Source organism: Empedobacter sp. UBA5987 (assembly GCF_002429865.1).
Lineage (GTDB): Bacteria > Bacteroidota > Bacteroidia > Flavobacteriales > Weeksellaceae > Empedobacter > Empedobacter falsenii_B.
The window spans coordinates 71,902-98,584 of record NZ_DJBB01000008.1; the positions used below are offsets into that span (position 1 = coordinate 71,902).

22 protein-coding genes and 1 pseudogene are annotated in these 26,683 nt (G+C 30.3%); 9 read left to right on the forward strand and 14 right to left on the reverse strand.

The window, feature by feature from the left end; translation table 11 throughout:
- Window positions 1-6: 6 nt before the first annotated feature.
- Complete coding sequence (locus B3J26_RS01045) at window positions 7-882, reverse strand: DUF808 family protein (RefSeq protein ID WP_291072749.1); 876 nt, start codon at window positions 880-882, stop codon at window positions 7-9.
- 197 nt (window positions 883-1,079) lie between these two features.
- On the opposite strand from B3J26_RS01045, the gene B3J26_RS01050 reads away from it, so the two are divergent.
- The 7 genes and pseudogenes from B3J26_RS01050 (at window position 1,080) to B3J26_RS01080 (ending at window position 6,769) form a co-directional block, all read left to right on the forward strand.
- Window positions 1,080-1,664, forward strand: a complete 585-nt coding sequence (locus tag B3J26_RS01050) for a Crp/Fnr family transcriptional regulator (protein WP_291072751.1) — start codon at window positions 1,080-1,082, stop codon at window positions 1,662-1,664.
- Between the two features lie 54 nt (window positions 1,665-1,718).
- A pseudogene (locus tag B3J26_RS01055) lies at window positions 1,719-2,154 on the forward strand (carboxymuconolactone decarboxylase family protein).
- Between the two features lie 93 nt (window positions 2,155-2,247).
- Window positions 2,248-2,961, forward strand: coding sequence for an AAA family ATPase (locus B3J26_RS01060; RefSeq protein ID WP_115000956.1), 714 nt, complete (start codon window positions 2,248-2,250; stop codon window positions 2,959-2,961).
- A 9-nt stretch (window positions 2,962-2,970) separates the two neighbouring features.
- On the forward strand, window positions 2,971-3,456 hold the full coding sequence (locus B3J26_RS01065) for a GNAT family N-acetyltransferase (protein ID WP_286495182.1): 486 nt from the start codon (window positions 2,971-2,973) through the stop codon (window positions 3,454-3,456).
- 79 nt (window positions 3,457-3,535) lie between these two features.
- Window positions 3,536-4,573: a sulfite exporter TauE/SafE family protein gene (locus B3J26_RS01070; RefSeq protein WP_291072753.1), complete on the forward strand. Its 1,038-nt coding sequence runs from the start codon at window positions 3,536-3,538 to the stop codon at window positions 4,571-4,573.
- 81 nt (window positions 4,574-4,654) lie between these two features.
- The gene (locus B3J26_RS01075; protein ID WP_291072755.1) at window positions 4,655-5,938 is read left to right on the forward strand and encodes an MFS transporter; all 1,284 of its coding nucleotides are present in this window, start codon (window positions 4,655-4,657) and stop codon (window positions 5,936-5,938) included.
- A gap of 66 nt (window positions 5,939-6,004) precedes the next feature.
- On the forward strand, window positions 6,005-6,769 hold the full coding sequence (locus B3J26_RS01080) for an Eco47II family restriction endonuclease (protein WP_280051168.1): 765 nt from the start codon (window positions 6,005-6,007) through the stop codon (window positions 6,767-6,769).
- Here B3J26_RS01080 and dcm read toward each other — a convergent pair.
- Together dcm and B3J26_RS01090 are read right to left on the reverse strand one after the other, a co-directional pair.
- Complete coding sequence (gene dcm / locus B3J26_RS01085; protein WP_115002090.1) at window positions 6,745-7,983, reverse strand: DNA (cytosine-5-)-methyltransferase; 1,239 nt, start codon at window positions 7,981-7,983, stop codon at window positions 6,745-6,747. The two genes, B3J26_RS01080 and dcm, sit on opposite strands and share 25 nt — an antisense overlap.
- A gap of 126 nt (window positions 7,984-8,109) precedes the next feature.
- Window positions 8,110-10,494 (reverse strand): outer membrane beta-barrel family protein, encoded by a 2,385-nt coding sequence (locus B3J26_RS01090; protein WP_291072756.1) that lies wholly within the window; start codon window positions 10,492-10,494, stop codon window positions 8,110-8,112.
- Between the two features lie 165 nt (window positions 10,495-10,659).
- Here B3J26_RS01090 and B3J26_RS01095 point away from each other — a divergent pair, with 165 nt between their 5' ends.
- Window positions 10,660-11,214 carry a DUF4303 domain-containing protein gene (locus B3J26_RS01095; RefSeq protein ID WP_291072758.1) on the forward strand — a complete coding sequence of 185 codons (555 nt, stop codon included), beginning with the start codon at window positions 10,660-10,662 and terminating at the stop codon, window positions 11,212-11,214.
- Window positions 11,215-11,253: 39 nt separating this feature from the next.
- Here the strand turns inward: B3J26_RS01095 and rpoN are convergent, their stop codons facing one another.
- The 10 genes from rpoN to B3J26_RS01145 form a co-directional block, all read right to left on the reverse strand.
- The gene (gene rpoN / locus B3J26_RS01100) at window positions 11,254-12,726 is read right to left on the reverse strand and encodes an RNA polymerase factor sigma-54 (RefSeq protein WP_115000980.1); all 1,473 of its coding nucleotides are present in this window, start codon (window positions 12,724-12,726) and stop codon (window positions 11,254-11,256) included.
- A gap of 82 nt (window positions 12,727-12,808) precedes the next feature.
- Window positions 12,809-14,257: an asparagine--tRNA ligase gene (gene asnS / locus B3J26_RS01105; protein WP_115000982.1), complete on the reverse strand. Its 1,449-nt coding sequence runs from the start codon at window positions 14,255-14,257 to the stop codon at window positions 12,809-12,811.
- A gap of 209 nt (window positions 14,258-14,466) precedes the next feature.
- Window positions 14,467-16,878 (reverse strand): DUF5686 family protein, encoded by a 2,412-nt coding sequence (locus B3J26_RS01110; RefSeq protein WP_291072760.1) that lies wholly within the window; start codon window positions 16,876-16,878, stop codon window positions 14,467-14,469.
- 76 nt (window positions 16,879-16,954) lie between these two features.
- Window positions 16,955-17,509: a ribosome recycling factor gene (gene frr, locus B3J26_RS01115; protein WP_115000990.1), complete on the reverse strand. Its 555-nt coding sequence runs from the start codon at window positions 17,507-17,509 to the stop codon at window positions 16,955-16,957.
- 8 nt (window positions 17,510-17,517) lie between these two features.
- Window positions 17,518-18,228, reverse strand: coding sequence for a UMP kinase (gene pyrH / locus B3J26_RS01120; RefSeq protein WP_115000992.1), 711 nt, complete (start codon window positions 18,226-18,228; stop codon window positions 17,518-17,520).
- A gap of 50 nt (window positions 18,229-18,278) precedes the next feature.
- On the reverse strand, window positions 18,279-19,046 hold the full coding sequence (locus B3J26_RS01125) for a TatD family hydrolase (protein ID WP_291072762.1): 768 nt from the start codon (window positions 19,044-19,046) through the stop codon (window positions 18,279-18,281).
- The gene (locus B3J26_RS01130; RefSeq protein WP_291072764.1) at window positions 19,036-20,025 is read right to left on the reverse strand and encodes a GSCFA domain-containing protein; all 990 of its coding nucleotides are present in this window, start codon (window positions 20,023-20,025) and stop codon (window positions 19,036-19,038) included. Before B3J26_RS01130 ends, B3J26_RS01125 begins: the two co-directional genes overlap by 11 nt.
- 3 nt (window positions 20,026-20,028) lie before the next feature.
- Window positions 20,029-21,000, reverse strand: a complete 972-nt coding sequence (locus B3J26_RS01135; protein WP_280036151.1) for a polyprenyl synthetase family protein — start codon at window positions 20,998-21,000, stop codon at window positions 20,029-20,031.
- 39 nt (window positions 21,001-21,039) lie between these two features.
- On the reverse strand, window positions 21,040-21,537 hold the full coding sequence (locus B3J26_RS01140) for a hypothetical protein (protein ID WP_291072767.1): 498 nt from the start codon (window positions 21,535-21,537) through the stop codon (window positions 21,040-21,042).
- Window positions 21,538-22,527 (reverse strand): LLM class flavin-dependent oxidoreductase, encoded by a 990-nt coding sequence (locus B3J26_RS01145; RefSeq protein WP_291072769.1) that lies wholly within the window; start codon window positions 22,525-22,527, stop codon window positions 21,538-21,540.
- Between the two features lie 362 nt (window positions 22,528-22,889).
- Between B3J26_RS01145 and B3J26_RS01150 the strand changes: the two genes are divergently transcribed.
- On the forward strand, window positions 22,890-24,611 hold the full coding sequence (locus tag B3J26_RS01150) for a transcriptional regulator (protein ID WP_291072771.1): 1,722 nt from the start codon (window positions 22,890-22,892) through the stop codon (window positions 24,609-24,611).
- 7 nt (window positions 24,612-24,618) lie between these two features.
- Here B3J26_RS01150 and B3J26_RS01155 read toward each other — a convergent pair whose 3' ends face one another.
- Complete coding sequence (locus B3J26_RS01155; protein WP_125349835.1) at window positions 24,619-26,427, reverse strand: chloride channel protein; 1,809 nt, start codon at window positions 26,425-26,427, stop codon at window positions 24,619-24,621.
- Between the last annotated feature and the right edge of the window lie 256 nt (window positions 26,428-26,683).

Here is a 26,683-nt window from a genome sequence, read left to right on the forward strand (position 1 = left end):
TATCTCCTAACCTTTAGCTAAACCTATTAATTTCTTAACTATTGTGACAAGTACCACAACCAATAATCCTGCAACTAATGAAATCAAAGCTTCGTTAATCATCATTGGAATTGCTGTAGGTAAATGATGATGAATATAATCGATGTTGTGAACAAATATTCCGCCTGAAACCAATAAAAGCGCAACAGTCCCTACAAATCCTAAAATTTTAATCACATAAGGCAATGCATCAACTAAAAAGTGTCCCAATTTAGAAACAGCTCCTTTGTCATGCGATGCTTTTATCAGTTTAAAACCAGCATCATCCATACGAACAATTAAAGTTACAATCCCGTAAACGCCAATAGTTGCTAAAATTGCAATAAACGAAACTGTAAAAACTTGTTTCAACATTGGTTGTTCCAAAACTGTACTCAACGCAATAATCACAATTTCTATTGAAAGAATAAAGTCTGTAATAATCGCAGATTTCACTTTTGATTTTTCCGAAACTTGTTTCTTATCTTCTACTTTATCTTCATGAATAACTTCTGAACCTTTTTTTGGACGGTGAAAAATAAACTCGATTATCTTCTCTACACCTTCAAAAGCTAAATAAAAACCTCCCAAAATCAAAACATATTTTATCACTTCTGGCATATAATGATTTAGTGTCAAAACAATTGGAACAATAATCAATTTATTGATAAAAGAACCTTTTGTAATTGCCCATAAAACAGGTATTTCACGCGAAGACAAAAATCCCGTCGCTTTCTCAGCATTTACAGCCAAATCATCTCCTAAAATTCCTGCTGTTTTACTCGCTGCCACTTTACTTGTAACCGCTACATCATCCATCAATGCTGCAATATCATCTAAAATTGCAAATATTCCTGAAGCCATATTATTGTTATTTTTTGGTTCGTAAAAGTAAAAAATAATGACAAATCTTTACAGATTATTTTCATGTTCTTTCAACGATTCATTTCAAACAAATTGCACTCCAAATTTTGACTATAATTCTGATTAATTTTGGACTAAATTAAGTTCTTTCGGAAACTAATCATTAATTTTAAAGAGGAATACATTAAGCTTATAAAATGGAAAATTCTTTCGATCAGTTAAAGAAACATATGCAAATTTTCACTTCAATTTCTGAAGAAGAGTTTCATGATTCTATTCAATATTTTGAAGAGTTTTCGGTGAAGAAAAAAGAAATGATTCATGAAGCAGGAACAATTAGTACATATAATTATTTTATTGTTTCTGGATGTATTCGATTATTTTTCATCAATCAAAAAGGTGTAGAACAAACCATTGATTTTGCTATCGAAAATTGGTGGTTGACCGATTTGTTTTCTTACATTAATCAACAAAGTTCTGAGTTTTATATTCAAGCTGTAGAAAATGCAATTATTATGAAAATGAGTAAAACGAACGAAGAAATTTTATGCAAAAAAAATCCTATTTTCAATTCGTATTTCAAACAAATTTATCAAAAAGCAAATGCTGCTGCTCAAATGCTTTCCAAATATTTGAAAGAGTTTTCGAAAGAGGATTTTTATCTTCACTTCAAGAAAAATTTTCCTGAGTTTTTACAACGCGTTCCTCAATATTTATTGGCTTCTTATTTAGGTTTCACACCCGAATATTTAAGCGAAATCCGAAAGAAAGAGTTTTCTTAAACCAGTTTAATTTTATTGAATAAATAATCGACGAACTTTGTAAAAAATTAGGAAATGAAATCACGATTAAATATTCAAAAATTAGAACCAAAAGCTTACGAAGCGATGTATGGGTTTAGAGAATTATTTAGCAAATTCTGAATTAGATAAATTATATTTAGAACTTATTAAAACCAAAGCTTCACAAATCAATGGTTGTGCTTTTTGTATTAATATGCACACCAAAGAAGCGATGATATTAAGCGAAACAAATCAACTTATTTTTTTGTTGAATGCATGGCGATAAACAACACTTTTTACAGAAGAAGAGCGTGTGATATTGTAGATGACAGAATAAATTACAAATATTAGTCAACATGGTTTATTAGAAGAAACTTATCAAAAGGCATTGACACTTTTTTCTGAAAATTATATTGCGATTATCATTATTGCAATTACCACGATTAATGCTTGGAATAGAATTGCAATCAGTTCTCATATGACGGTTTAAAATTTTAGCTTCAGAAATCTGAAGCTTTTTTTGTGCTAAAAATCGGCTTTCGGATTAAAATAGTTTATTTTTGAGTCTTGAAGTAAAATTGATATGAATATTTACGATTTAATTGTTGACGATAAGGAAGAAATTTCTTTGAATGATGTTTTTTTAGATGATCAAAATCTTGCTCAAGTAAAACAACTTATCAAAGAACATAGATATATAGAGGAATTGAGTAAATATAATTTACCTGTCAATAATAAAATTTTGTTGCATGGATTTTCAGGTTGTGGAAAAACAACAACTGCAAAAGCAATTGCAAATGAAATCGGAAAACCAATATTGATTTTGAATTTAAGTAATATTGTTTCATCAAGAATTGGTGAAACTTCGCAAAATATTCGAATGCTTTTTGATAAAGCTGCTCGTGAAAAAGCAATTCTATTTTTGGATGAGTTTGACCAAATCGGAAAAGCGCGTGGAAATGATGACAAAGATGTTGGCGAAATGCGTCGTTTAGTGAACACAGTAATTCAATTAATTGATTATTTGCCACAAAATTCGTTGTTGATAGCCGCAACAAATCATCCACATATTATTGATGTTGCATTGTTGAGAAGATTTCAGTTAAAAATTGATTTCAAAATGCCAACTTCTGAAATGTTAGATGTTTATTATGATAAACTTTTAAACGATTTACCAAAAGATATTCAATCACTCAAACGAAAATATAACGTTTCATTTGCAGAAGCTAAAGATTATGCACTTACAAACGCAAAAGCATTACTGATTGAAAAATTAGAACGTCAAGCAAATTCTTAAAACCAAAATATGGAAGACGAATTAATTTATTTCAGAGAACTTTTGGACACTGATGTAGCACGACTTTTCGAAATTTATTCGAATGCAAAAGCCATGAAATACCGCGAAACCGCTCCAATGAAAACAATCGAAGATTCGTACAAAATGCTGGAAAGAGATAAAGAAAAAAAGAATTCTGGATATGAATTTCGTTTTGCTGTTATCGAAAAATCTTCTGAAACCTTGATTGGTACTGTGATGTTTCAACCTGTTCACGACAAAGCGATTATTGGCTATTCGATTGATGAACAATTTTGGAACAGAGGTTACGCAACACGAATCATCAATCTGATTTCGAAAGAGTTGAAATCGAGAAAATATATGCTGATTGAAGCTTGGGTGAAAAAAGAAAATATCGCCTCGTCTAAAGCCTTATTAAAAAATAATTTTCAACAGATTTCGCAAACAATTTATCCGAAAAATCATCTTTTTCAATTAAGATTTACTTATTCTTAAGTTTTACTTAAGATAAGTCTTTAAGCATTAATTTCTAAAATCATCGTCCTAATTTTGTAACAGAATAAAATTTCTGGTCATGATTTTTACTATTTTTCTCCTATTTATTGGAGCTATTTTAGCATTTTGGATAAGTGCAATTTGTGGCGGTGGCGCAAGTTTAATCTTAATTCCAATCCTCAATCTTATTATTCCAACTTCGTTAGTCCCTTTTTCGTTAACAATCGGAACATTTACAAGTTCTGCCTCTCGAATAGCGGCTTTCAGAAAATCTGTACATTGGAAAATCTTCTTTTGGTTCGTGCCATTTTCGATTCCAGCAGTTTTAATGGGCGCTTATTTAATCAAATTTATCAACCCAATTTATTTACAAATTATTGTAGCTGTATTATTGATTTCAAATGTTCCACAATTATTTCTAAACAAAAAACAACAAGACAATGAAGAAAAACCTTCACCAAAATATATTTTGGCCATTGTTGGTTTTTTAGCTGGATTCGTTTCTGGAATAACAGGAGCAATAGGTTTATTATTCAATAGATTTTATTTAAAATATGGATTAACAAAAGAAGAAATTATTGCAACGCGAGCTGCCAACGAAATTATACTTCATATCATAAAATTAATCATTTATATTGTTCTTGCTTTATACTCAAAGAACGCATTATTACTTGGATTGACGATTGCAATTGCCTCAATTATTTCTTCTTATACGGTCAAATATATTTTACCTTATTTTAGCGATTTTATTTTCAGAAAAGTTGGCTATGCAGCGATGGTTATTTCTGGAATTACACTTTTTTATACAAGTTCCCAAAAAATCATTCAAGAAGATAAAGTTCAACTTACAACAACAAGTAAAGGTGACGAAAATGAAACCACTTTAAAATGGCGAAACAGCGATTTTGTGATGGAATATTCGTTAGATGGTGAATTTGAGATTGAACGTCCAATTCAACCGAATGAATTACCTGAAGGTTTATTAAAAAAATACAATGAAATTTTACCTAATTACGATAAAATCCATCTCGAAAAAGTATTCAGAATTGGAGAAGATAGTTATGAATTTTATTGTTACAAAGACAATAAACTGACCAAATTTGAACTGAAAGAATAGAAGATTGAACAATTAATTTTTACGAAACATTATTTTTAATAAATTATTCTTAAGTTTAACCAACATTACTATAAAAAATTTATGAATACAAAAGATAATCCCAAACTAATACGAGCTTGGATTTCTTACGATTGGGCGAATTCTGTTCATTCTTTAGTTATTGCCTCTGCTATTTTTCCGGTTTATTACACTTTAATGACCTATGATGCGAACGATCAACCAATTAAATTCTTAGGATTATTACCAGAATCCGCATTCAATTTTTCATTAGCAATTGCTTTCTTTTTTGTGATTGTTTTGTCTCCTGTTTTATCTTCAATTGCAGATTTAATCGGATATAAAATCAAATTTCTTCGCTTTTTTTGCTACTTAGGATCGTTCTCATGTATCGGAATGTTTTTCTTTACATCAAGCGATTTAGTTTGGTTAGCTTTATTACTCAATATCACTGCAAGCATAGGTTTTTGGGGAAGTTTAGTTTTTTACAACGCCTATTTACCAGAAATTGTTTCGGACGAAAAAATGGACAAAGTTTCAGCACAAGGTTATATGTTTGGCTACATTGGTTCTGTCATTTTATTGACAATTTGTTTGGCAATGATACAATTTGCCCCAGAAGAAAAACAAGCAATGTTTACCCGAATAAGTTTCTTATTAACAGGAGTTTGGTGGTTAGGATTTGGACAAATTGCTTTGAGTAAATTACCAAATCATAAATATGATCGCGAAATTCCGAAAGATATTATCAAATCGAGTTTTAGAAATTTAAAACATACCTTCAAAGATCTTAATCAATACAAAAATATTCGTGTGTTTTTGGCTGGATTTTTCTTTTACAGTTTAGCAATGCAAACTATCTTTTTGATGGCGGCAATGTTTGGAAGTTCAGAAATAGGAATGGAATCTTCAGAATTGATTATGACCATTTTATTAATTCAAATTGAAGCTGTTTTAGGTGCATGGTTATTCTCTTTTTTATCAGGAAAAATAGGAAATAAGAAAACTTTATTAATCGGTATTTTTATCTGGATTATTACATGTATTATTGGTTATTTGATTAATAAAAATGAACCTAATGTAAAAACTCAATTTTACGTAATGGCAGCAATGGTTGGTCTTGTAATGGGAGGTTTGCAAGCTTTATCACGTTCTACATACGCCAAATTATTACCAGAAACAGAAGACACAACAACCTATTTTAGCTTTTACGATGTGTTCGAAAAATTTGCCTTATTTTTAGGTTTAGTTATTTACGGATTATTGATTGAATATTCTGGCGGAATGAAAGCTTCTGCACTTGCAATGGGCGTTTCGTTTGCGATTAGTTTCGTTATTTTATTGTTCTATAAAATGGAAAAGAAGTAAAGCATAATTACATTTTTATATAATCGAATAATTATTCTAACTTAGCAATATTATACAATACTGGTAATGAAAAATAAATATGTAAACTTTATTTCAGATGAGCATTTATTAAATTGCATTGAAAATTTATATAAATCTTATCAAAAGGCTAAAAGCAAAATTTCTAAAAAAAGTTTTTATACAAATAAAGTTGACACTATTAAATTAACTTTTGATTCAAAATTTAATAATATTGATGAAGAAGATTTGATACAATCTGAGATTCTTAGACAAATTGATAAATCTATAAACAATTCTATCGGAACTTTTCATGAACAAATTTTAGGTGGAATAAAAGGTTATGAAATTGGAAATTTAAGTGGATTTGATATAAAAGCAAATGATGACACGTTATTTGCAGATATCAAAAACAAACATAATACAATGAATAGCAGTTCTTCGGAAGCTCTTTTTCAAAAATTGGCTCGATATGCAGATGATTACAAGAAAGCTAAATGTTATTGGGTTCAGATTTTAGCGAAAAATAGTTTTAACGAAAATTGGAAAGGCGAAATTAATGGCAAAGAATATAGTCATTCAAGAGTTTTTAAAATCTCTGGAGATCAATTTTATGCTTTACTAACTGGAGAAGAAGATGCTTTCTATCAACTTTATAAAGCGCTTCCTATTGCAATAAATGATTTTTTAGAAACCACAAAAAAAGAACAAAACGAAAATGAAAATTCGGCTTTAGAAGAAATTACTTCAGAAACCGAAAATTCAAAACGTTCTATTCTTGATCAAATTTCCTTTGATAATTATTCTTATTATTCAGGTTTTAATAAACTATAATATTGGTTAAGAAAATTAATTATTGAATAACCAACCTCTTTTCCTAAATTAACGGGAACTGCATTACCAATTTGCTTATATTGTTGTGCCATAGGCCCTGAAAATTCCCATTCATCAGGAAAAGTCTGAATACGAGCATATTCTCTTACTGTAAAAGGGCGAGTTTCATCTGGATGACAACGCTCTGTTTGTTTTTGGGCAGGGCTACATGTTAAGGTTAAACAAGGTTCGTCCCAGCCTATTCTTCTTGCCATTCCTGTTTTTCCTCCACCTAAATAAAAACTTGCTCCCATAAATTCTTTCTGAATTTCAAGAGGTAAATCTCTCCAATAGCCTTTTGGAGGAACTAAATCTAATACACTTTTCTTGCTTTCAGGATATTTAGCTCCAGTAGATTTTGGAACATTACAATCGAACAATTCTCCTTTTTTCAATGCATCAGAAAGATTATATATTTTTTTGTACGGCGTTGGATAGTGATAATCTATTGGAATATCTTTACGAATTCCTACTAAAATTAATCGTTCTCTTTTTTGTGGAACATTATAATTAATTGCTTTCAAAACCTCTACTGGAACTACTTTATACCCAATTTCATCTAAAATTGAAATCATTCCACGTAAAGTATTACCATTATCATGATTCAATAAACCTTTTACGTTTTCTCCAATGCAAATAGGTGGATTAACTTCTTTTACAGCTCTTGCAAATTCATAAAATAAAGTTCCTCTTGCATCTTCTAAACCAAGTCTTTTTCCTGCGTAACTAAATGCTTGACAAGGAAATCCTCCTGTTACAACATCAACTTTATTATAATATTCAGAAAAATTAAAATTCTTAATATCACCTTCTAAGACATTCCAATTTGGTCTATTTTTTCTTAGAGTTTCGCAAGCGTGTTTATCAATTTCATTTAATGCAACACATTTCAACCCTGCTTTTTCCATACCAATTGCCAAACCTCCAGCTCCAGCAAATAATTCTAAGACATGAAAATCTTGCGTTGGCTTTACAAAATTTGAAACAGTTTCTTCAATATCTGTCTGCAAAAATTCAGCAAACAACGTCTCTACATCTCTTCTCCTATAAACTCTATAATTACTTATAGGTTCTCGAACAGCCGATAACTTCCCTTCTTCATCCCAACGACGAAGTGTTTTTGTACTTTTATTAAGTAATTTCGCTGTTTCTGAAATAGTTAAATACTCACTCATAACCAAATTATACAACATTAGACATTGGTTACAAAATAAAAGAAAAAAAATAGAATCTCAAAGAAAAAATTATAAAAAAAACAAACCTCAATATTTTAATCAATATTGGGGTTTATTTTTAACAATTTACAATCTTCCTTTTTCAGAACTACTTTTTGATTGTTCTATTGTGAATGATTTTCCAAAATTGTATCGAATTCCAATACGATAATAGCGAGCGGATTGTCCTGTATAAACAAATTTCGTATCGTTACTAAAACTTTGATCTTGCCAAGCTCTATCTTTAAATACATTGTTCACATTAAACGAAACCTCGAATTTTTTATCCAAAAATAACGCTCTCAAACCAAAAGCTGTACTCCAATTAGCGCGGCTTCTTGACATGGCATCAATTGTTTTTGTTGTATAATTTGTAGTATGATTAAACAATAATGTTTTCGATTTATTCAATTCTAAATTATTTGTCAAACGAAAGTCTCCATTAAATCCATCCAATACATAATTGTATTCTGGAATAATTCCTTTCGTTTTTTTGTAATACAAATCAATCGCTCCATTGACTCTCCACCATTTTACAAGCTTGAAATTTAGATTTTCACTAATTCCAAAACTCTCCGAATCAGCATAATTATATGGAATCCAATTTTGTGTATTTTCTGTTGGATTTACAACCACAATTTGATTGATTTCATCCGTAGAATTTCTGTAATACAACGTCGTAATTGCCAAATCTTTGTACGCATATTCCAACTCATAATTATACGAATAAGAAGGTTTTAACTTCGGATTTCCTTCGGCAAAAGAATAAGGCGAATAAATGGTACGAAACGGATTCAATTGTCCCATAAAAGGTCGATCAATACGTCGCCCAACATTTATACTTAACGAATGATTTTCAGCTGGTTTATACATCAAATAAGCCGTTGGGAATAACCCATCATATTTATAGGTATCATGTTGATTTTCTTGCGGAGAAAAACCTTTTGCATCAGTATTTTCGTATCTCAAACCAATTTTTGCAGACCATTTTTCTGAAATATCTTTTTCGATACTCGCATAAAAAGCTAAAATATTTTCGTCATAATAAAAACCATTACTCAACTTTTCATCATAAACAGGCGTTCCAGAAGATGTGTTGTAAAATAAATTATCGCTATTATTTTTCGTCCAACTGTAACGTCCACCATAATTTAGTTTCCAAGTATTAACGGGGTGTTCCATATCAATATTCAAACTATAATTATTTGCTTTTTGATCAGACAAACTTTTATTTCCTTGATATTCTACTGTATTTTCAACATCATTTGAATCAAAAAATCGGTTAGAAGCTACACTTGTATTATTGTTATTAAAATTAACCCAATCAAAATCAAATGTCAGTTTTTTTCCGATTGTATCCATTTTATAAATCACGTGATAATTTAAAGTATTGTATTTCGTGTTTCCTTTGCTCCCATTTCGATCATTCAAAATATAACTCAACAATTCGTTTTTATCCAAACTATTTATTGTTGTTTTCGTACCACCAGTCCCTTTTCGATTTCCTGCATATAAATCAAGCGTAAATCCAGTTGTCAATTTATCCGAAACTTTATAATCCAATCCTAATTTTCCGCCAATATTTCTATTTTTTCCACTATTTTTTTCTCTTTCGGTCCAAACTTCATTGGTTTTTGTGAAATAAATATCAGATTGTCCAATTCCGTCATATTCTCCAAAACCACCAAAAATATTCGAAACTAATGTCCATTTATTTTTTCGGTAATTAAACGATGCACTATTGTTCCAATATGGTTTGTTATAATGTTGCAATGACGATGACAAACTCCCATTCCACGAGTCTTTTTTACCAGATTTTAATACAATATTGAGAATTCCACTATTTCCTATTGCTTGATATTTTGCGGGCGGATTTGTAATTACTTCTATTTTCTCGATATCATCTGCGCGAAGCGTTTTTAAATAATTTATCAATTGATCACCAGACATTTCCAACAAACGATCGTCCACCATCACACGCAAATTACTTTTACCAATTATCGAAACAACATCATTATCAACCTTCACACGAGGCGCCAATTTCAGCAAATCTAACGCATCTCCACCTTTTGCTCCTTCCGCTAAATCAGCATTAAAAACAAGTCGATCAACTTTCTTTTCAATTAATTTTTTCTGACTTTTTACAACTGTTTCATTTAATGTAATATTTTCAGTTTTTGGAATAATAATAACGCCTAAATCTTGATTTTGTTCACATAAAATTGTTTGAGTATGAAGCAAAACACCAGCTTCTTCTATTCGAAACGTATAATTTCCTTCTACTAAATCAACTGTAAAATTTCCTTTATCATCAGTTGAAATTTCATCAATAATTTGATCATCTTTTAAAATAATAACATCAGCCAAACTAACAGGCATTTGATTCGTATATTGCAAGCTTCCTTTATATTGTTGTTGCGCAAAAATCGAGGTCGAGGCAAATAATAAAATTGGTATATATAATTTAGACATATTAGGTTTGTTTACTATAATGACGCGTGAATTACAGAAAAGTTACATAGAAAATGAATAATAATTGAATTTGTCTTTAAAAAATAAATTAACAATGATTTAATATTTAAAGAATTTTACTACATTTCAAAAAATAATTTTAACCGATTAAAGAAATATAAATGAATGGATTTTAATGAATTAAAAAACAAATTAGTGCAATCAACCAAACAAGCCTTTTTGAAAATTTATAACGAAAATCCTTCCCAAGACCTTTACGCTTTTGCCTTGTGCAATAACGACACGAAAATAGCTATTCATCCTTCAGCAAATTCTATCGAACATTTGGAAAAAGTATCGGATGAAGACGATTTTTGTTACTACAAATACGAGCCTTCTGAATGGAAATATGATTATTTAGGAGCTGAAAATTCTTTCCAAGAAATCAATCAAATGTGCAAACAAATAGTTGATGAACACGACAATGACGAAGATTGGTTTTATCAATTTCAAAATAAAATTAATGAAAAATGTATCGAAGTTTTAGAAGAATTAAAGAATGAAAATTTCTTTTCAAAATTAATCGGTAAAGATATTTTCTTAAACTTTTCTGTAATTGATGATGATTTGAACAAAGAAAAACAACAAAAAATTATTACGCAATTGAATGATAATTCATACAAAGAAGATTATTTTGAATGGATGACAACTTGGGGTAAAAACAAAAAAAGAGCTTTTTAAAAAGCTCTTTTTTTGTTTGATAATATTTCTTCTAAAAGTTTAGATTTCTTTTCTCAATCTCGCAACCGGAATATTTAGTTGTTCGCGATATTTTGCAATTGTACGACGAGCAATTGGATAACCTTTTTCTTTTAAAATTTCAGTTAATTTTTCGTCTGTCAAAGGTTTACGTTTGTCTTCATCTGCAATTACATCTTGTAAAATTCGTTTGATTTCGCGCGTCGAAACTTCTTCACCTTCATCATTTGTTAACGATTCTGAGAACAAATCTTTTATCAAAAATGTTCCGTAAGGCGTTGTGACATATTTTGAATTCGCTACACGAGAAACTGTCGAAATATCCATTCCAATTCTGTCTGAAATATCTTTCAAAATCATCGGTTTGATTTTCGTTTCATCTCCTGTTAAGAAATATTCTTTTTGAAATTTCATAATCGCTTCCATCGTGTACAAAAGCGTGTTACGACGTTGCTGAACCGCATCAATAAACCATTTCGCAGAATCTAACTTTTGTTTGACAAACATCACAGCTTCTTTCTGTTGATTCGATTTATTTTCGGTTTTTTTATATGTATCTAACATTTCTGCAAACGCACTCGAAATTTTCAATTCTGGTACATTACGTCCATTTAACGATAATTCTAAATCGCCATCGTTGATATGAATTGTAAAATCTGGCGTTATTTGCTCTACAATTTTACTACTACTCGAAAATGATTTTCCTGGTTTTGGATTCAAACGTTCAATCTCCGAAATTGCATCACGCAATTCATCATCATCCGCATCATATTTTGCCATCAATTTCGAATAATGCTTTTTCGTAAATGCATCAAACGATTCTGAAATTAATTTTTCGGCTAATTCTACTGCTTCAGTTTGATTTTTATTTTCTAATTGAATCAATAAACATTCTTGCAAATCACGCGCACCTACTCCAACTGGATCCATTCGTTGAATATAATTAATCAACAAATTTTCAACCTCTTCTGGCGAAGTGTAAATATTTTGCGAGAATGCTAAATCGTCAACCAACGATTTAATATCACGACGCATATAACCATCATCGTCAATATTTCCTAAGATAAATTCAGCAATTTGAAATTGTTCCGAAGTTAATCGATTCGTATATAATTGTGATGTCAAAAACTCGATAAAACTCTCTCCTTGTGCGTAAGGAACAGATTTATCTTCGTCATCATCACTATAATTATTCGTATACGTTTTATAATTTGGGATGTCATCATCGCTCAAATAATCATCAATATTGATATCACTTGTATCAATCACTTGCTCATCGCCAAAATCATCACTCTGATTGTCCCATTCTTCCTGCTCTCCTCCGTAATCTTCATCATATTCAGAAGATTGATCATCCAAAGCAGGGTTTTCTTCCAACTCTTCCTTTACGCGTTGTTCAAAAGCAACCGTAGGAAGTTGAACCAACTTCATTAATTGGATTTGTTGTGGCGATAGTTTTTGTTGTAATTTTAAATTTAATTCCTGCTTTAACATATTTTGGGTTTTGGCTTATATAAAAAAACGGATTTAGCTTAAAGTTACAATTTTTAAGCATAAATCCGTAAAAATATTTTTATTAAAATTCAGCGTTATTCGGTGTTCTAGGGAAAGGAATTACGTCACGAATGTTACCCATTCCTGTAACGAATAATACCAAACGCTCTAAACCTAAACCGAAACCAGAATGTGGCACAGAACCGAAACGTCTTGTATCGCGGTACCACCATAATTCTTCTTTATCGATTCCGAATTTCTCCATTTTTTCGTCTAAAACTTCTAAACGTTCTTCACGCTCAGAACCTCCGATAATTTCTCCGATTCCAGGGAATAAAACGTCCATTGCACGAACTGTTTTTCCATCATCATTCATACGCATGTAAAATGCTTTGATTTCTGCAGGATAATCAAATAAAATAACTGGCGTTTTGAAATGTTTCTCAACTAAATAACGTTCGTGTTCTGATTGTAAATCTGCTCCCCAACCTTCGATTGGATATTTGAATTTACCTTTTTTATTTGGTTTAGAATCTTTTAAGATATCTATTGCTTCTGTATAAGTTAAACGAATGAATTTGTTATTTAAAACATATTCTAAACGCTCAATTAAACCTAATTCAGAACGCTCTGCTTCTGGTTTTTGTTTTTGTTCTTTGTCAAAACGTTCAGCTAAGAATTTCAAATCATCTTTACACGTTTCCATTGCATAAGTGATAACAGATTTCATAAAATCTTCTGCCAAATCCATATTTTGATCTAAACGGAAAAACGCAACTTCTGGTTCAATCATCCAGAATTCAGCTAAGTGACGAGAAGTATTCGAGTTTTCTGCGCGGAAAGTAGGTCCAAATGTGTAAATTTTCCCTAATCCCATTGCTGCAGTTTCTCCTTCTAACTGTCCAGAAACCGTTAAATTAGTCGATTTACCAAAGAAATCTTGTGTATAATCTACTTTTCCTTCTTCGTTTTTAGGCAAGTTTTCCATATCCAAGTTTGTGATATGAAACATCTCTCCTGCTCCTTCAGCATCAGATCCTGTAATAATTGGCGTGTTGATGTAAACGAATCCACTTTCGTTGAAATACTTGTGAATTCCGAACATTAACGCATTACGAACACGCATAGTTGCAGCAAAAACATTAGTTCTGAAACGTAAATGTGCTTGCTCACGCAAAATCTCTAAGCTGTGCTGTTTTGGTTGTAAAATTGTTCCTTTTAAATCATCAGATGGCGCAGTTCCTAAAATTTTGATTTCTTTCGCAACAATTTCAATATCTTGACCTGCTCCTTCACTTTCTACTACTTCTCCTTTTACTTGTAAAGAAGCTGCTGTAGAAATTTGTTTTATAATTGATTCGTCAAAATTTTCGAAATCTACTACTACTTGAATATTATTAATTGTAGAACCGTCATTCAACGCGATGAAACGATTACTTCTGAACGATCTTACCCATCCATTTACAACTACTTCCTGTAGCAACAAATCCTTGCCTTTTTCTAATAAGGCTTTAATTCCGTACGATTGCATAATTTTTTAATTTATCCTTACAAATTTAGTTATTATTTAAAGTTATAAAAATTATAGGCATAATTTTTGCGAATATTTTTCAACCAACCTAAAAATCCTTTACAATTTCAATGAAAATGTAAAGGATTTTTGATTTTAGTTTATTTTTTGAAGTAAAATTATCTTATCATGAGATTCTGAAATAAATTCAGAATGACAAAATCTAAATTCTACAAAAAATTCAAATTAACTGTTAATTTTAAATAGAAATTATCTTGGAATTTTTCTTCAGAATAAGCTCCTAAACGATAGAAAGCTCCCAATCCAAATGTTTTGAAAATTAAATTATTTACTTCAACTCCTGTTTCGTGATAATAATGATTCAATGTTTTGAATTCTAAATTTTGATGATCTGCTCTATCTTTCATATCACCTAAAACTCCACGGTAAACGAATTGTGGGAAAATAATTTTGTTTCCAACTTTAATGCCTGCAAAAATATGTTTCAACTGAAATGATACAAATCGATCCGAATAAAATTCTCCAGGACGCATTGTTTCAAAGTTCGTTAAACCTCCTACTCCAAAATTCAAAAAGTCATTTCGTTTTGCATTTCCTTGTCCTTCGTACAAATTCATCAACGGCATTTTTCCTTCAACCCAACCCGCATTTACATTGAAATTTGTTTTACCAACTCGCGTATCGAACACATCAAAATAAGAAATATTGAAACGAAGTGGATCATAATCAGAATTGAAAATATCCCAATATTTCGTCAACATTGCATAGAAAACAGATTTCCCGCTATTCACCGTCACTTTTCCGTAAGGCGTGCGGATAAACTTGTCTTTTGGTGCAAAACGGATCGCTAATTGCGTATTATACAAATCGTACCAACCTATATTATTCAGGAAAGAATAATCAAATTCTGCTTGTTGTTTTTCATAATTTGCCGAAATATTGAAGGTTACATTCTTGAAAATATCTTGCTCATATCCAAAAGAATAATGTTTATACGAAAAATATTCGTGATTATAAATATTACTAAAAGCTCCAGAAATTAGACGTGTATAATTCGATTGTAATAAAATTGGCGTTTTCCCAGAAGCCGAAACATCTTGCGAGTATTTTGCAAAAATTCGACCCGAATAAGGCTTATTTACATAATAATCTCCACCAAATCCAAACTTGAATGTTTCATCTTTGAAACCATAAGCTGAATACGCATTCAACGAATATTTATCGCTCCAATTTTCATTTGTATTAAACGCGGCACCAAGTCTAAAACCTTCGTAATCATTAAACGCTAAGATTTTTGTTAAATCTAAATCAACTTTTCCTAATGATAATTTCCCACCAGAATTGATGATTCTCATCAATTTCATTTGACGTTCTAACTTATATTTATCGCCAATACTATCAATTGTCGTATAAGTATTTCGCTCTTTGTTTGATAATGACGAATCGCGGTAATCTTCCATCACATTGTCCCATTTCTTTTCGTTCATATTTTGAAAAGAAATTTCGTCTTCGTAACCTAAAAATTCGTTGCGTTTGAAATGTGCTGGATTTTGAATATCCTTGAAAGTTGTTTCAAGATTAATCCAAATTTTTTCTTTTTTATCAATAAAATCATCATCGGATAATTTCTCTGTAATCTTAAAATTACCAGCTTCCATGCGATATTTTTGTTGATTTGGAATCCAAGAACCATTATTCAATTTCCAATCTGCTTCTAATTCTGCAACATAATTTGAAATCGTATTTTCTGCTTCAATTTTGATTAAAGCATACGTTCTATCATCAATCCAAAGTGTTCCTTTAATTTGTCTTTTATCCGTTTTGATTGAAGGGAAAAAGCTAATAACAGCCGTTTTTCGCCCATCAATAAAAATATCCTCTTTGAAACCATAACGGTAATGCGAAAGACCTTCTCGACTTACTGGATTAATAATTCCTTTGAAGAAAAAATTGATTTTATCTTGATCAAAATTGAACGCAATTGGTTGCATCGCCAAATATTCGTACAAAGGCGAACGCATTCCAGAAATACGAGAAGATTGCACGATATTTTTTAGTCCAAAACGCTTCGAAACTTTATGATCCATTGCACGTTCTCCCAAAAATAAATGACTGTTGTCTAACAATTTTTTCCATTGATTATTGACAGAATCTTTGTGATTTTGAGGTTGAATGATAAACGGAATCGAATCGTTATTTACTGTACTCCAAAATTTAGTGTATGATTTTAGGAAAATATTTCCTCCGTTTCTGATTGTATTTTTGGATTGATTGCGAATTGCTTTGATAATCAAATTACGACCAACAGAATCATTTGTCGTAAAACTAACCTCATCCAAACTAATGAAAGAAGGTTTCATCATAATTTCCACCAACTTTTTACCATCAGTCTGAATACTTTCTGAGAAATATCCATTTTTGATTATATCAATAAAATGAACAGAATCATTAATATCCAATTCTCCTAATTCGTCTGTTTGACCAAAAAATTGTTTGGTATCGCTGTAAACATTAGCACCAGTTAAACGAAATTCGTCTTGAGCATCGAATACTCTCACTTTAATTTGAGCAAATGTGGCAATTGAAATACAGAAATTTAGCAGGAATATATAGTTCTTCATCTTTTGAAATTGATTATGCAAATAAATAAAAAAAGCAGCGAAACGCTGCCTTAAAATATTTTTTTTTCAAGAAAGATTAAACTTTCATGATTTCAGCTTCTTTTTTCGTTAAAGCTTCTTCTAATTTCTTAGAAAACTTGTCTGTTAATCCTTGAACACGTGTTTCATAATCTTTCACCATGTCTTCAGAAGCTTCTTTTACAGCTTTCAATGCTTTGTTCGCATCTTGACGTGCATTACGAAGAGAAATTTTAGCAGTTTCCATATCAGATTTGGCCATTTTCACCAACTCTTTACGACGTTCTTCTGTTACTGGAGGAATACTGATAATAATTGTATCTCCATTGTTAGAAGGTGCAAAACCTAAATTAGCATTGATGATTGCTTTTTCAATTTCATGAATTAAATTTCTCTCGTATGGTTGAATGCTCAATGTCATTGCATCTGGTGTATTTACATTTGCAATTTGAGTTAACGGAGATAAACTTCCGTAGTAATCAACACGAACTGAACTTAACATTGCAGGAGTAGCTTTACCTGCTCTTAATTTGTCGAATGCAACCTCTAAGTGACTTACAGTTCCCTGCATTTGCTCCTTAGCCGTTTCTAAAATAATATCTAATTCTTCCATTTCGGGATTTATTTATTTGTTACTAGAGTACCTACGTTATCTCCTAAAATTAATTTTTTCAAATTACCATCTGTATTCATATCAAATACAATAATAGGTAAATTATTTTCTTCACTCAAAGTAAAAGCTGTCATATCCATTACTTTTAAGTTTTTATCGTAAACTTCTTGATAAGAAATTGTTTCGAATTTCTCTGCTGTTGGGTCTTTTTCTGGATCTGCAGTATAAATTCCGTCAACACGAGTTCCTTTCAAAATAACATCAGCTTGTGTTTCAATCGCTCTTAAAACTGCTGCTGTATCTGTTGTAAAATATGGATTTCCTGTTCCTGCACCAAAAATTACGACACGCCCTTTCTCTAAATGACGCGTTGCTCTTCTTTTGATAAATGGTTCTGCGATTTGCTCCATACGAATAGCCGTTTGTAAACGTGTATTAACACCAGCATCTTCCAAAGCTCCTTGCAATGCCATACTGTTAATCACTGTTGCCAACATTCCCATATAATCTCCTTGTACACGATCCATACCAGAAGCAACACCTTGTACACCTCTAAAAATATTACCACCTCCGATTACGATTGCCACTTCGCAACCAAGTTCAGCAACTTCTCTAATTTGTTGCGCATATTGTTTCAGCATATTTGGATCAATACCATATTGTAAATCTCCCATTAATGCTTCACCACTCAATTTAAGTAATATTCTTTTGTATTTCATCTTGTCAAAGGTTTTCTTTTGCAAATATAATTTTTCTATTCTGATTTATCCTAACGTTCGAAAATGTCAAACGCATTTTTTGTTGTAATTGCTGCAATTTCAGCTGGTGTTTGATGGTAAATATCAACCAACTTATCGCAAACATGTGTCAAATAACTACTTTCATTTCGTTTTCCGCGAAACGGAACTGGAGCTAAATAAGGTGAATCTGTTTCGAGAACGATATGTTTGATATCAAAATCACCTAAAAATTGATCTATTTTACCATTTTTGAAGGTTACAACTCCACCAATTCCTAATTTCAGATTGAAATCAATTGCGCGTTGTGCATCTTCTTTTGTTCCTGAAAAACAATGAAAAATTCCGAATAATTTTTCATCTTTTACTTCTTCTAACACTTCAAAAACTTCGTTGAAAGCATCTCGACAATGAATGACAATTGGTAAATTCTTTTCTTTTGCCCATTCAATTTGCATTTTGAAAGCATCTTGTTGCGTTTGTAAAAATTCTTTTTCCCAATACAAATCAATTCCGATTTCGCCAATTGCTTTAAATGGTCGTTTATCAATCCATTCGCGCACATGAGCCAATTCGTCTTCTATTGTATCTGGATGAACCGAACACGGATGCAAACCCATCATCGCAAACATCGAATCTTGGTGAGCAGCTTCTAACGCCAACATTCTATCCGTGTAACTTTTATCAATTGCTGGCAAATAAAATCGCTCTACTCCATTTTGCTTTGCTCGCGCAATTACTTCATCTATATCATTCTCAAATTGCTCCGAATATAGATGTGTATGTGTATCAATTAACATGTTTTATTTTTGATTTCAAAAGTTCATTTTCAACTGAAAAATCAAGTTGATTTCCTTTTTCTAATTCATTCATCAATGTAATCGTTTTTACTAAAAATTGTTGATAATTGTCTGATCCTTCATTAAAAGGGCGATGATTAATTGCTGAAATAACTTTATTTATTTTTTGAATAATTGTTTGCGTTGATTGCTCGAAATAAGTTTCTGAAAACTTTTCCCAAATATAATCAACGGCTTGTTTCGATGGATGAATCAAATCTTCTTTGAAAAAACGATAATCTCTCAAATCATCTAAAACTAATTCATATGACGGGAAATATTCAACTTGATTATTTTGAAGACTTAATTGATATAAAGCATCCAACAGTCTAGCTTTACTTACATTATTTTCGATCATTCCATCTTTTGTGTGACGAACTGGACTAACTGTTGTAATAATGCGAATAGTTGGATTAATATTCTTCAAATCTGAAACAATTAATTCCAATGATTTTAGATTTTCTTCTGTTGTTAATAATCGTTTTTCAAATTGTTTTGCGTCAACTTTATGACAATTCGCAACAACTTGATTAGATGTTTTCCATTCATAAATCCACGATGTTCCCAATGTAATCATTAACACATCACAAGAAAGAATGTAATCATGAACTTGATCTAAAGTCAAATTTAATTCCTCTAAAACAGCTTCTTTCGTCAACGCATTAAACGAAGAATGTACATCGAAACAGAAAAATTCTTCTCCGTTTTGATGTACATCTGCTGTTGTAAAATATTTTTTTTGAATGCTTCTTTCGATTAAATTTTGAATAGAATGTGAATTAAAAATTACTCCAAAAGGATTAATTAATCCATCAAACTTTAAATCTGTCAAACGTTTTCCAATTTCATCTGAAAAACAAGAGCCTATCGTCAATATTTTATGTTGATGATTGAGCTTAAAATCAGAAGATTGAATTTGAAAAGTCGTTCGAAATTGCATTTTTTATCCTTGTCGATCAATTAAAACCTCGCTTAATTCTCTCAAATAAGATTTACGTTCTTCTGGAACATCAATTTGATCCAAATAGCTGTGCGCTTTATTTGTATATTCTCTAATTAATGTAGAAAGTTTACGGTTAACATTCAGTTTTCTGAATAATTTTTCTACCGCATATACTTTATCGATATTATCTGTATTTGAACTATACCAATATAATAATTCCTCTTTTTCTTCTTCATTTGCCGCTTCTAAAGCAGAAATGTAAAGAATCGTTTTCTTATTCTCGAAAATATCTCCAGCATGTTTTTTACCTAAATGTTCAAGGCTACCAAAAACATCCAAATAATCATCTTTCAATTGATACGCGATTCCTAAATTCAAACCATATTGGTACAATTTATCCGAATCCTCTTCCGAAGCGTTTCCAATCATTGCACCTAATTTCAAAGCACAACCAAGTAAAACACTCGTTTTTAAAGAAATCATATTGATGTAATCATCGTACGAAACATTCAATTTTGTTTCATAATTCACGTCCAATTGTTGTCCTTCACAGACTTCTAAAGCAGTTTTAGAAAATAATTTTGTCGAACTTTTAAATAATTCTGGTTCTAAATCTTCTAAATATTGATACGCTTTTACCAACATTGCATCACCAGAAAGAATCGCTGTATTTAATCCAAATTTTTCGTGAACTGTTGGTTTACTTCTTCTTAATGAAGCATTATCCATAATATCATCGTGCATCAACGAAAAATTATGAAAAAACTCAATCGCTAACGAAGGTTTCAATGCTTTTTCAACTTCACCATCAAACAAATCAGTTCCCAATAAAGTCAAAATTGGACGAATTCTTTTACCACCAATATTCAAAATGTAATCCATCGGTTCGTATAATTCTTCTGGATTTTTAGAAAATGGATTTTTATCAATTGTTTCGGCAATTAATTCGTGAAATTTATCAAATGAGTACATAGTTTGATTTTTGTAAAAATTAAGTTTTGGCAAATATAACTAAGAATGATTGATTTTGGGTTGTTTTCTTTTATTTTTGATTGAACCTAAAAATTCGTTTCCGACAATCAAATACAAAAGAATTTGACCAATAATCGCAGCAATAAAATAAGGATGACCTTTTTGTAAAACAATCTCAGCACTTTGCAGCAAAGGAATTGTCCAAAAATAAGTGGAAACAATTACTAAAAGCAACGCATTAAGCCTAAAAATCCAGATTTTATTCATTTTATATGTTCCGAAATGTATAAATAAAGCGCCCAAAAAAGTATAAGCCAACACCTCGAAAAATTCGTTCAACACAAATTGTTCTCTAAATAAGCCAAAAATATCTTTGTGACTTACAGACAAAAATTCTTCTGGAACAAGGTAACTCCAATGGTTTGCAATAAAAAATAAAACAAGATTTAGCATCAAAACAATCGTCAATTGATCTTTGAATTGATCAACAAACATTGAATAATACTTGAACTTTGAGATTGATTTCTTTGATTTCATTTAACGAAACAATTCACTTACAATTTGATACGATTTTCGTTTTGCTTTTTGATCAAAAACATTTGTTGAAACCATAATTTCATCAATTTTAGATTCAAAAATAAATTCATCTAAACTCTGCGCCAAAGCACCTTTACTTCCAATAAAAGACAAAGCTGTCATTCCTTTTAGCATATATTTTTGCTCAGGCGAAGCTAATTCTAACTGTGTTTTTTCTGGCGGGACAATTGGCTGACGTTTATCGGTAATAATATTCAAAAAACCTTGGTACATCGACATTGATAAATAATGCGCTTCTTCGTCTGTATTCGCCGCAATTACATTGACACAAGCAATTGTATAAGGTTCTTTCAAAAATTCAGAAGGTTGAAATTGAGAGCGATAAATCTCTACCGCATCATAGAATTGTTGTGGCGCAAAATGACCTGCAAACGCATAAGGTAAACCTAATTTAGCTGCCAAAAAAGCCGAATCTGTGCTTGATCCCAAAATATAAATCGGCACATTTGCTCCTTCTCCAGGAATCGCACGCACTTTACTTTCTTTATTATCTAAACTAAAATAGTTTTGTAGATTTTTGATTTCAGCTTCAAAATCATAATTCATAAAATTATCGCCACGACGTAAAATAGACGCCGTTAATTGATCAGTTCCTGGTGCACGACCTAGACCTAAATCGATACGATTTGGATAAAGTGCATCTAATGTTCCAAACTGTTCTGCAACTGATAAAGCAGTATGATTAGGTAACATGATTCCTCCCGAACCAACTTTAATTCTTGAAGTTCCGTTTGCTACATAACCTATTAATAAAGAAGTTGCCGCACTCGCAACATTTTGCATATTATGATGTTCGGATAGCCAATAACGACTATACCCTATTTCGTCGACAAATTTTGCGTTATCTAACGTGTTTTTGAACGTTTGATTTAATGTATCTCCTTCTCTTACATAAGCCAAATCCAACACTGAGTAGTTTATTTTCCTCATCCGTTCTTTTCTAATTAAAATATAAAACTAAATTACAAAGAAAAAAATTCAAAAAAAAATCCTCCATAACTTGCATCATGAAGGAAATAATTTTGTAATTGGATTTATAAATAGGTTTAAGTAGTTGAGAGTGTTTAGTTTTTTATTAATAGTTTGATGATAGATTAGTAATCTTTCGAAATACTTAATTCAAAAATAGATTATTAATCAAAAAAAATTATATTTTCGGGGGGGGACAATTGAGGGGACATTTCATATTTATCTAAATATCAATATTTTGAAAATGAAGTAAAACATAAAAATTATTCGAATTTTTATTAAGATTTACAATTTTTTCGGTCTATATTTGAAAAAATAATATATTGAAAGTTTCTATTTTTTTTACGCTCCTACTCTTTCCTTTTTTATTTTTATCATCATTTAGTTCTATTAGTAAAAATGATGAACGTATTATTATTGAAAAAATCATCGAACAGAATAAAAATGTGACAGATTCTATTCAATTGCAAAATAATTTCAAGAAATTAGATATCTCATCAACTTCTTTTTTATCAAAAAGTCTAAAATCAATTTATCAAGTTTATTTAGCTAATCTTTATGCACAAACCAACGATAAATTAAACAAAAAAAGTAATTCGTTATTTGAGTCTGCATTAAAAGTTTCAAAAAATGTTAACTCACCAGAATTACAAATTTGGGTGAACACACAATATGGGTATTACTATTATAATTTTAGCCAATATCAAAATGCTTATCCATATTTTATGGAAGCATCAAAACTTCTCGACTTAACAAAAGATGAGGATATTTTTTCTAAAAGTGATGTTTACAAAAAGAATGCATTTTACTTTATGAATGTAAAAGAATTTGATAAAAGTGAAAAATATCTTTTGTTAGCTTTAAAATATACCAACAAAAAGGACCACGAATATGGAACAATTCTGAATGCGATTGGTCATGTTTTTATGAATAAAAATAATATTAATAAAGCAAATAATTACTTCGAATTAACAAAAGAATATGCAATTCAAAATAAGGACGAAATTCGATATGCAAAAGCTTTAGGTGATATTGCCTCTATAAATATTCTCAACAAACAGTACGATTTAGCGATTGATAATTTGAAAAAAGATATTGAAATTTCTAAAAAATTAAAAAACGCTCGAAATTTAATGTATGCTAATATTCAATTGGGAAAATTGTACTTGGAATTAAATCGAATTGATGATGCTAAAATAATTTTGAATGAAGCAAAAGAATATGCTTCTCAGAAAATTTATTTGAACAGTTTTGAATATGACATTTATAAAATCTTATTAGAAATTGCTGTAAAAAACAATAATATCAATGAGGAGTTAATTAGCCGAAGAAAATTGGATGAATTGGAATTAGAGTTGCAAAAAACAGATGGTCAAAATGTGATTAATGAAATTAATTGGAAAATTCAACAAGATAATTTCAACTTTAAATTTGAAGCAGAAAAAGCAGAACAAGAGAAAACAACCATCCTAAAAAATGCATTATTTCTTATTTCTTTTCTATTAATCATCATCATTTTAGTGGTAATAATTTCTTATCGTAGAAAAATAAAAATACAAAATTCCACATACGATAATAAAATATTATCTATTCAAAATGATAAACTTAAGTCTGAAAATAAGTTAAATAAAACCGCTCAAACTTTAGAATCATATAAAACATATTTGTCTGAAAAGAATAAACAAATAGTTACATTAAAAAATGAAATTAATTCTATTTCCAATTCAAGTACCATAAACAAAGAAAAACAATATAATGAATTAGTTAATCTCTTAGATTCGCATTTAATGACAGACGAAAGTTGGGGAAATTTCAAAAATATTTTTGCTCATGAACAAAAAGATTTTGTAAAATATCTTTCTCAAAATTTTCCATCTTTAACCGAATCTAATTTGAGAACTATTTATTTGTTAAAATTAGGCTTGAACAATTTAGAAATTTCGCAAATCTTAGGAATTTCAGCTGATTCAGTCAAAAAGGCAAAACAACGCTTAAAAAAGAAATATAAAAATTTTGATCAAATTTTTCATAATAATAATGATTAAAAAAGAATTATTCAATTCTCAACTTATTCAAATTACTTCGATAACTTTCTAATAATAAACTTTCGGTTACATAACCTTCAAATTTACCTTTTTTAGTGAGTAAAATATAATCTATTTTTTTTGCTTCCATCATTTTCATCACGTTAGCAGCATTCGTAAAAATAGATGTCGAAGTTGCTTCTGTTATACATTCTAAGTAACTTTTATCAATATTATCATTAAAAATAAATGATCGAATATTATCTAAAACTATAATTCCATGAATCGATTTATCTTCATTGAGGACTGGAATAAAATCTTGTGTTGTAGTAGAAAAAATTTCTTTTATATCTTCAATTGAATTGTAAACCGTCAATGTTTTGATATTCTTGATATAAATCGAAAACAAATCAATTTTATTAAACAAATTTCGGTCTTTATCAGATGTAAAAACAATTCCTTTTTCTGCTATTGCGTATATATCCATCGAATATTTGTCGTATCGTTTTGAAATTGCAAAACTTATCGAAGAAACAATCATTAAGGGAATAATCAATCCATAACCTCCCGTAATTTCGGCTATTAGGAAAATCGCTGTTAATGGGGCGTGAAACAATCCACTTAAAACAGCTGCCATTCCAACAACTGTAAAATTACCAACAGGAACTTCTTTGAAACCGATTAAATTAAAGAATTTTGCAACGAAAAAACCAAGATATGACCCAACAAATAACGAAGGCGCGAAGTTTCCTCCGTTTCCTCCACTTCCTAAAGTTAAACCTGTTGCAATAGATTTGATTAAAATTGTGACAAAAACAAATCCTAAAACTATCCATTGATTCGTTCTAAAACTCTCTAACAATGAATTATTTAAAATAAAACCAGCTTCATCATTTGCTAAATATTTTATACTCTCATAACCTTCACCAAATAATGTTGGGAAAAAGAAAATCAATATTGCTAAACTTCCCGCTCCAACAATCGCTCGCCAATATACATTATCCGAATAATTCCCTATCAAATGTTCAACTTTACGAAATAATCGAGCATGGTAAACTGAAACAAACCCCGCTAAAACACCCAAAATCACATAGAAAATAACATTATGATAATCAAATCCTAACGCATAACGAAAGGATAATAACATATTGCTTTTTAATGTTAAATTGGCAATTAAAGCTCCTGTTGCAGAAGATAACAATAAAGGAATAAAAGCAGTAACACTCATATCCGCTAATACAATTTCTATCGCGAACAAAACACCTGCAATTGGAGCATTAAATGCTGTCGCAATACCAGCTGCAACACCACAAGCCAACAAAAGTGTTCTTTCTTTGTATTTGAATCTGTAATATTGTGCATAATTAGAACCAAAAGCTGCTCCAGTAATTGTAATTGGGGATTCTAAACCAGCCGAACCACCCATACCAACTGTTAAGGAACTCGTTAAAATCTGAGCATACATCTGTTTTTTAGGCATTATTCCAGATTTTTTAGCTACAGCAATCATGATTTGAGAAGTTCCCTTTTCTATCGAACCATCCAAAAATTTCTGCACTACAAAAACCGTCAACAAAATACCTATAATTGGTAATATACTATTGATGTAAGGCAGTTTGACTAAATTATTAATATAAATAGTAAATTGAAAAACATTGTGCGCAAAAGTTTTTAGCACAATCACTGCAAAAGCAGATGAAATAGCTACCAAAATACACGATAAATACAAAAATTGTCGCTCTGATAAAACTAATTTTAACAGGTTCAACAAGTTTTGAAAAAAATTAAATGATTTTTTAATGTATTGAAAAAACTTTTGTTTTGTAGAAAGTCGCATACTCCAAAAATAGTGTACCTTTTGTTTATTGCCTAATTTAACTGCCACGAATTACACAAAAAGTAAACCAATAATACATAAAAGAATAAAATTTTTGAGAAAAAAAATAATTAATCATCTAATAACTATTTAATGTTATCAACTTCAATGATCTATAAACATTCACTTTTATAAATTATTTACTTTTCTATGATTCACTAAATAAAAGAATATTCATTAAAAGCATTTTTACAATTGTAATCTTCCCCTTGTTAAG

Bases quoted from the DNA above. Each gene is read 5' to 3' on its own strand.
- B3J26_RS01045 (WP_291072749.1), bottom strand. From the start codon at position 882: ATGGCTTCAGGAATATTTGCAATTTTAGATGATATTGCAGCATTGATG.
- B3J26_RS01050 (WP_291072751.1), top strand. From the start codon at position 1,080: ATGGAAAATTCTTTCGATCAGTTAAAGAAACATATGCAAATTTTCACT.
- B3J26_RS01060 (WP_115000956.1), top strand. From the start codon at position 2,248: ATGAATATTTACGATTTAATTGTTGACGATAAGGAAGAAATTTCTTTG.
- B3J26_RS01065 (WP_286495182.1), top strand. From the start codon at position 2,971: ATGGAAGACGAATTAATTTATTTCAGAGAACTTTTGGACACTGATGTA.
- B3J26_RS01070 (WP_291072753.1), top strand. From the start codon at position 3,536: ATGATTTTTACTATTTTTCTCCTATTTATTGGAGCTATTTTAGCATTT.
- B3J26_RS01075 (WP_291072755.1), top strand. From the start codon at position 4,655: ATGAATACAAAAGATAATCCCAAACTAATACGAGCTTGGATTTCTTAC.
- B3J26_RS01080 (WP_280051168.1), top strand. From the start codon at position 6,005: ATGAAAAATAAATATGTAAACTTTATTTCAGATGAGCATTTATTAAAT.
- dcm (WP_115002090.1), bottom strand. From the start codon at position 7,983: ATGAGTGAGTATTTAACTATTTCAGAAACAGCGAAATTACTTAATAAA.
- B3J26_RS01090 (WP_291072756.1), bottom strand. From the start codon at position 10,494: ATGTCTAAATTATATATACCAATTTTATTATTTGCCTCGACCTCGATT.
- B3J26_RS01095 (WP_291072758.1), top strand. From the start codon at position 10,660: ATGGATTTTAATGAATTAAAAAACAAATTAGTGCAATCAACCAAACAA.
- rpoN (WP_115000980.1), bottom strand. From the start codon at position 12,726: ATGTTAAAGCAGGAATTAAATTTAAAATTACAACAAAAACTATCGCCA.
- asnS (WP_115000982.1), bottom strand. From the start codon at position 14,257: ATGCAATCGTACGGAATTAAAGCCTTATTAGAAAAAGGCAAGGATTTG.
- B3J26_RS01110 (WP_291072760.1), bottom strand. From the start codon at position 16,878: ATGAAGAACTATATATTCCTGCTAAATTTCTGTATTTCAATTGCCACA.
- frr (WP_115000990.1), bottom strand. From the start codon at position 17,509: ATGGAAGAATTAGATATTATTTTAGAAACGGCTAAGGAGCAAATGCAG.
- pyrH (WP_115000992.1), bottom strand. From the start codon at position 18,228: ATGAAATACAAAAGAATATTACTTAAATTGAGTGGTGAAGCATTAATG.
- B3J26_RS01125 (WP_291072762.1), bottom strand. From the start codon at position 19,046: ATGTTAATTGATACACATACACATCTATATTCGGAGCAATTTGAGAAT.
- B3J26_RS01130 (WP_291072764.1), bottom strand. From the start codon at position 20,025: ATGCAATTTCGAACGACTTTTCAAATTCAATCTTCTGATTTTAAGCTC.
- B3J26_RS01135 (WP_280036151.1), bottom strand. From the start codon at position 21,000: ATGTACTCATTTGATAAATTTCACGAATTAATTGCCGAAACAATTGAT.
- B3J26_RS01140 (WP_291072767.1), bottom strand. From the start codon at position 21,537: ATGAAATCAAAGAAATCAATCTCAAAGTTCAAGTATTATTCAATGTTT.
- B3J26_RS01145 (WP_291072769.1), bottom strand. From the start codon at position 22,527: ATGAGGAAAATAAACTACTCAGTGTTGGATTTGGCTTATGTAAGAGAA.
- B3J26_RS01155 (WP_125349835.1), bottom strand. From the start codon at position 26,427: ATGCGACTTTCTACAAAACAAAAGTTTTTTCAATACATTAAAAAATCA.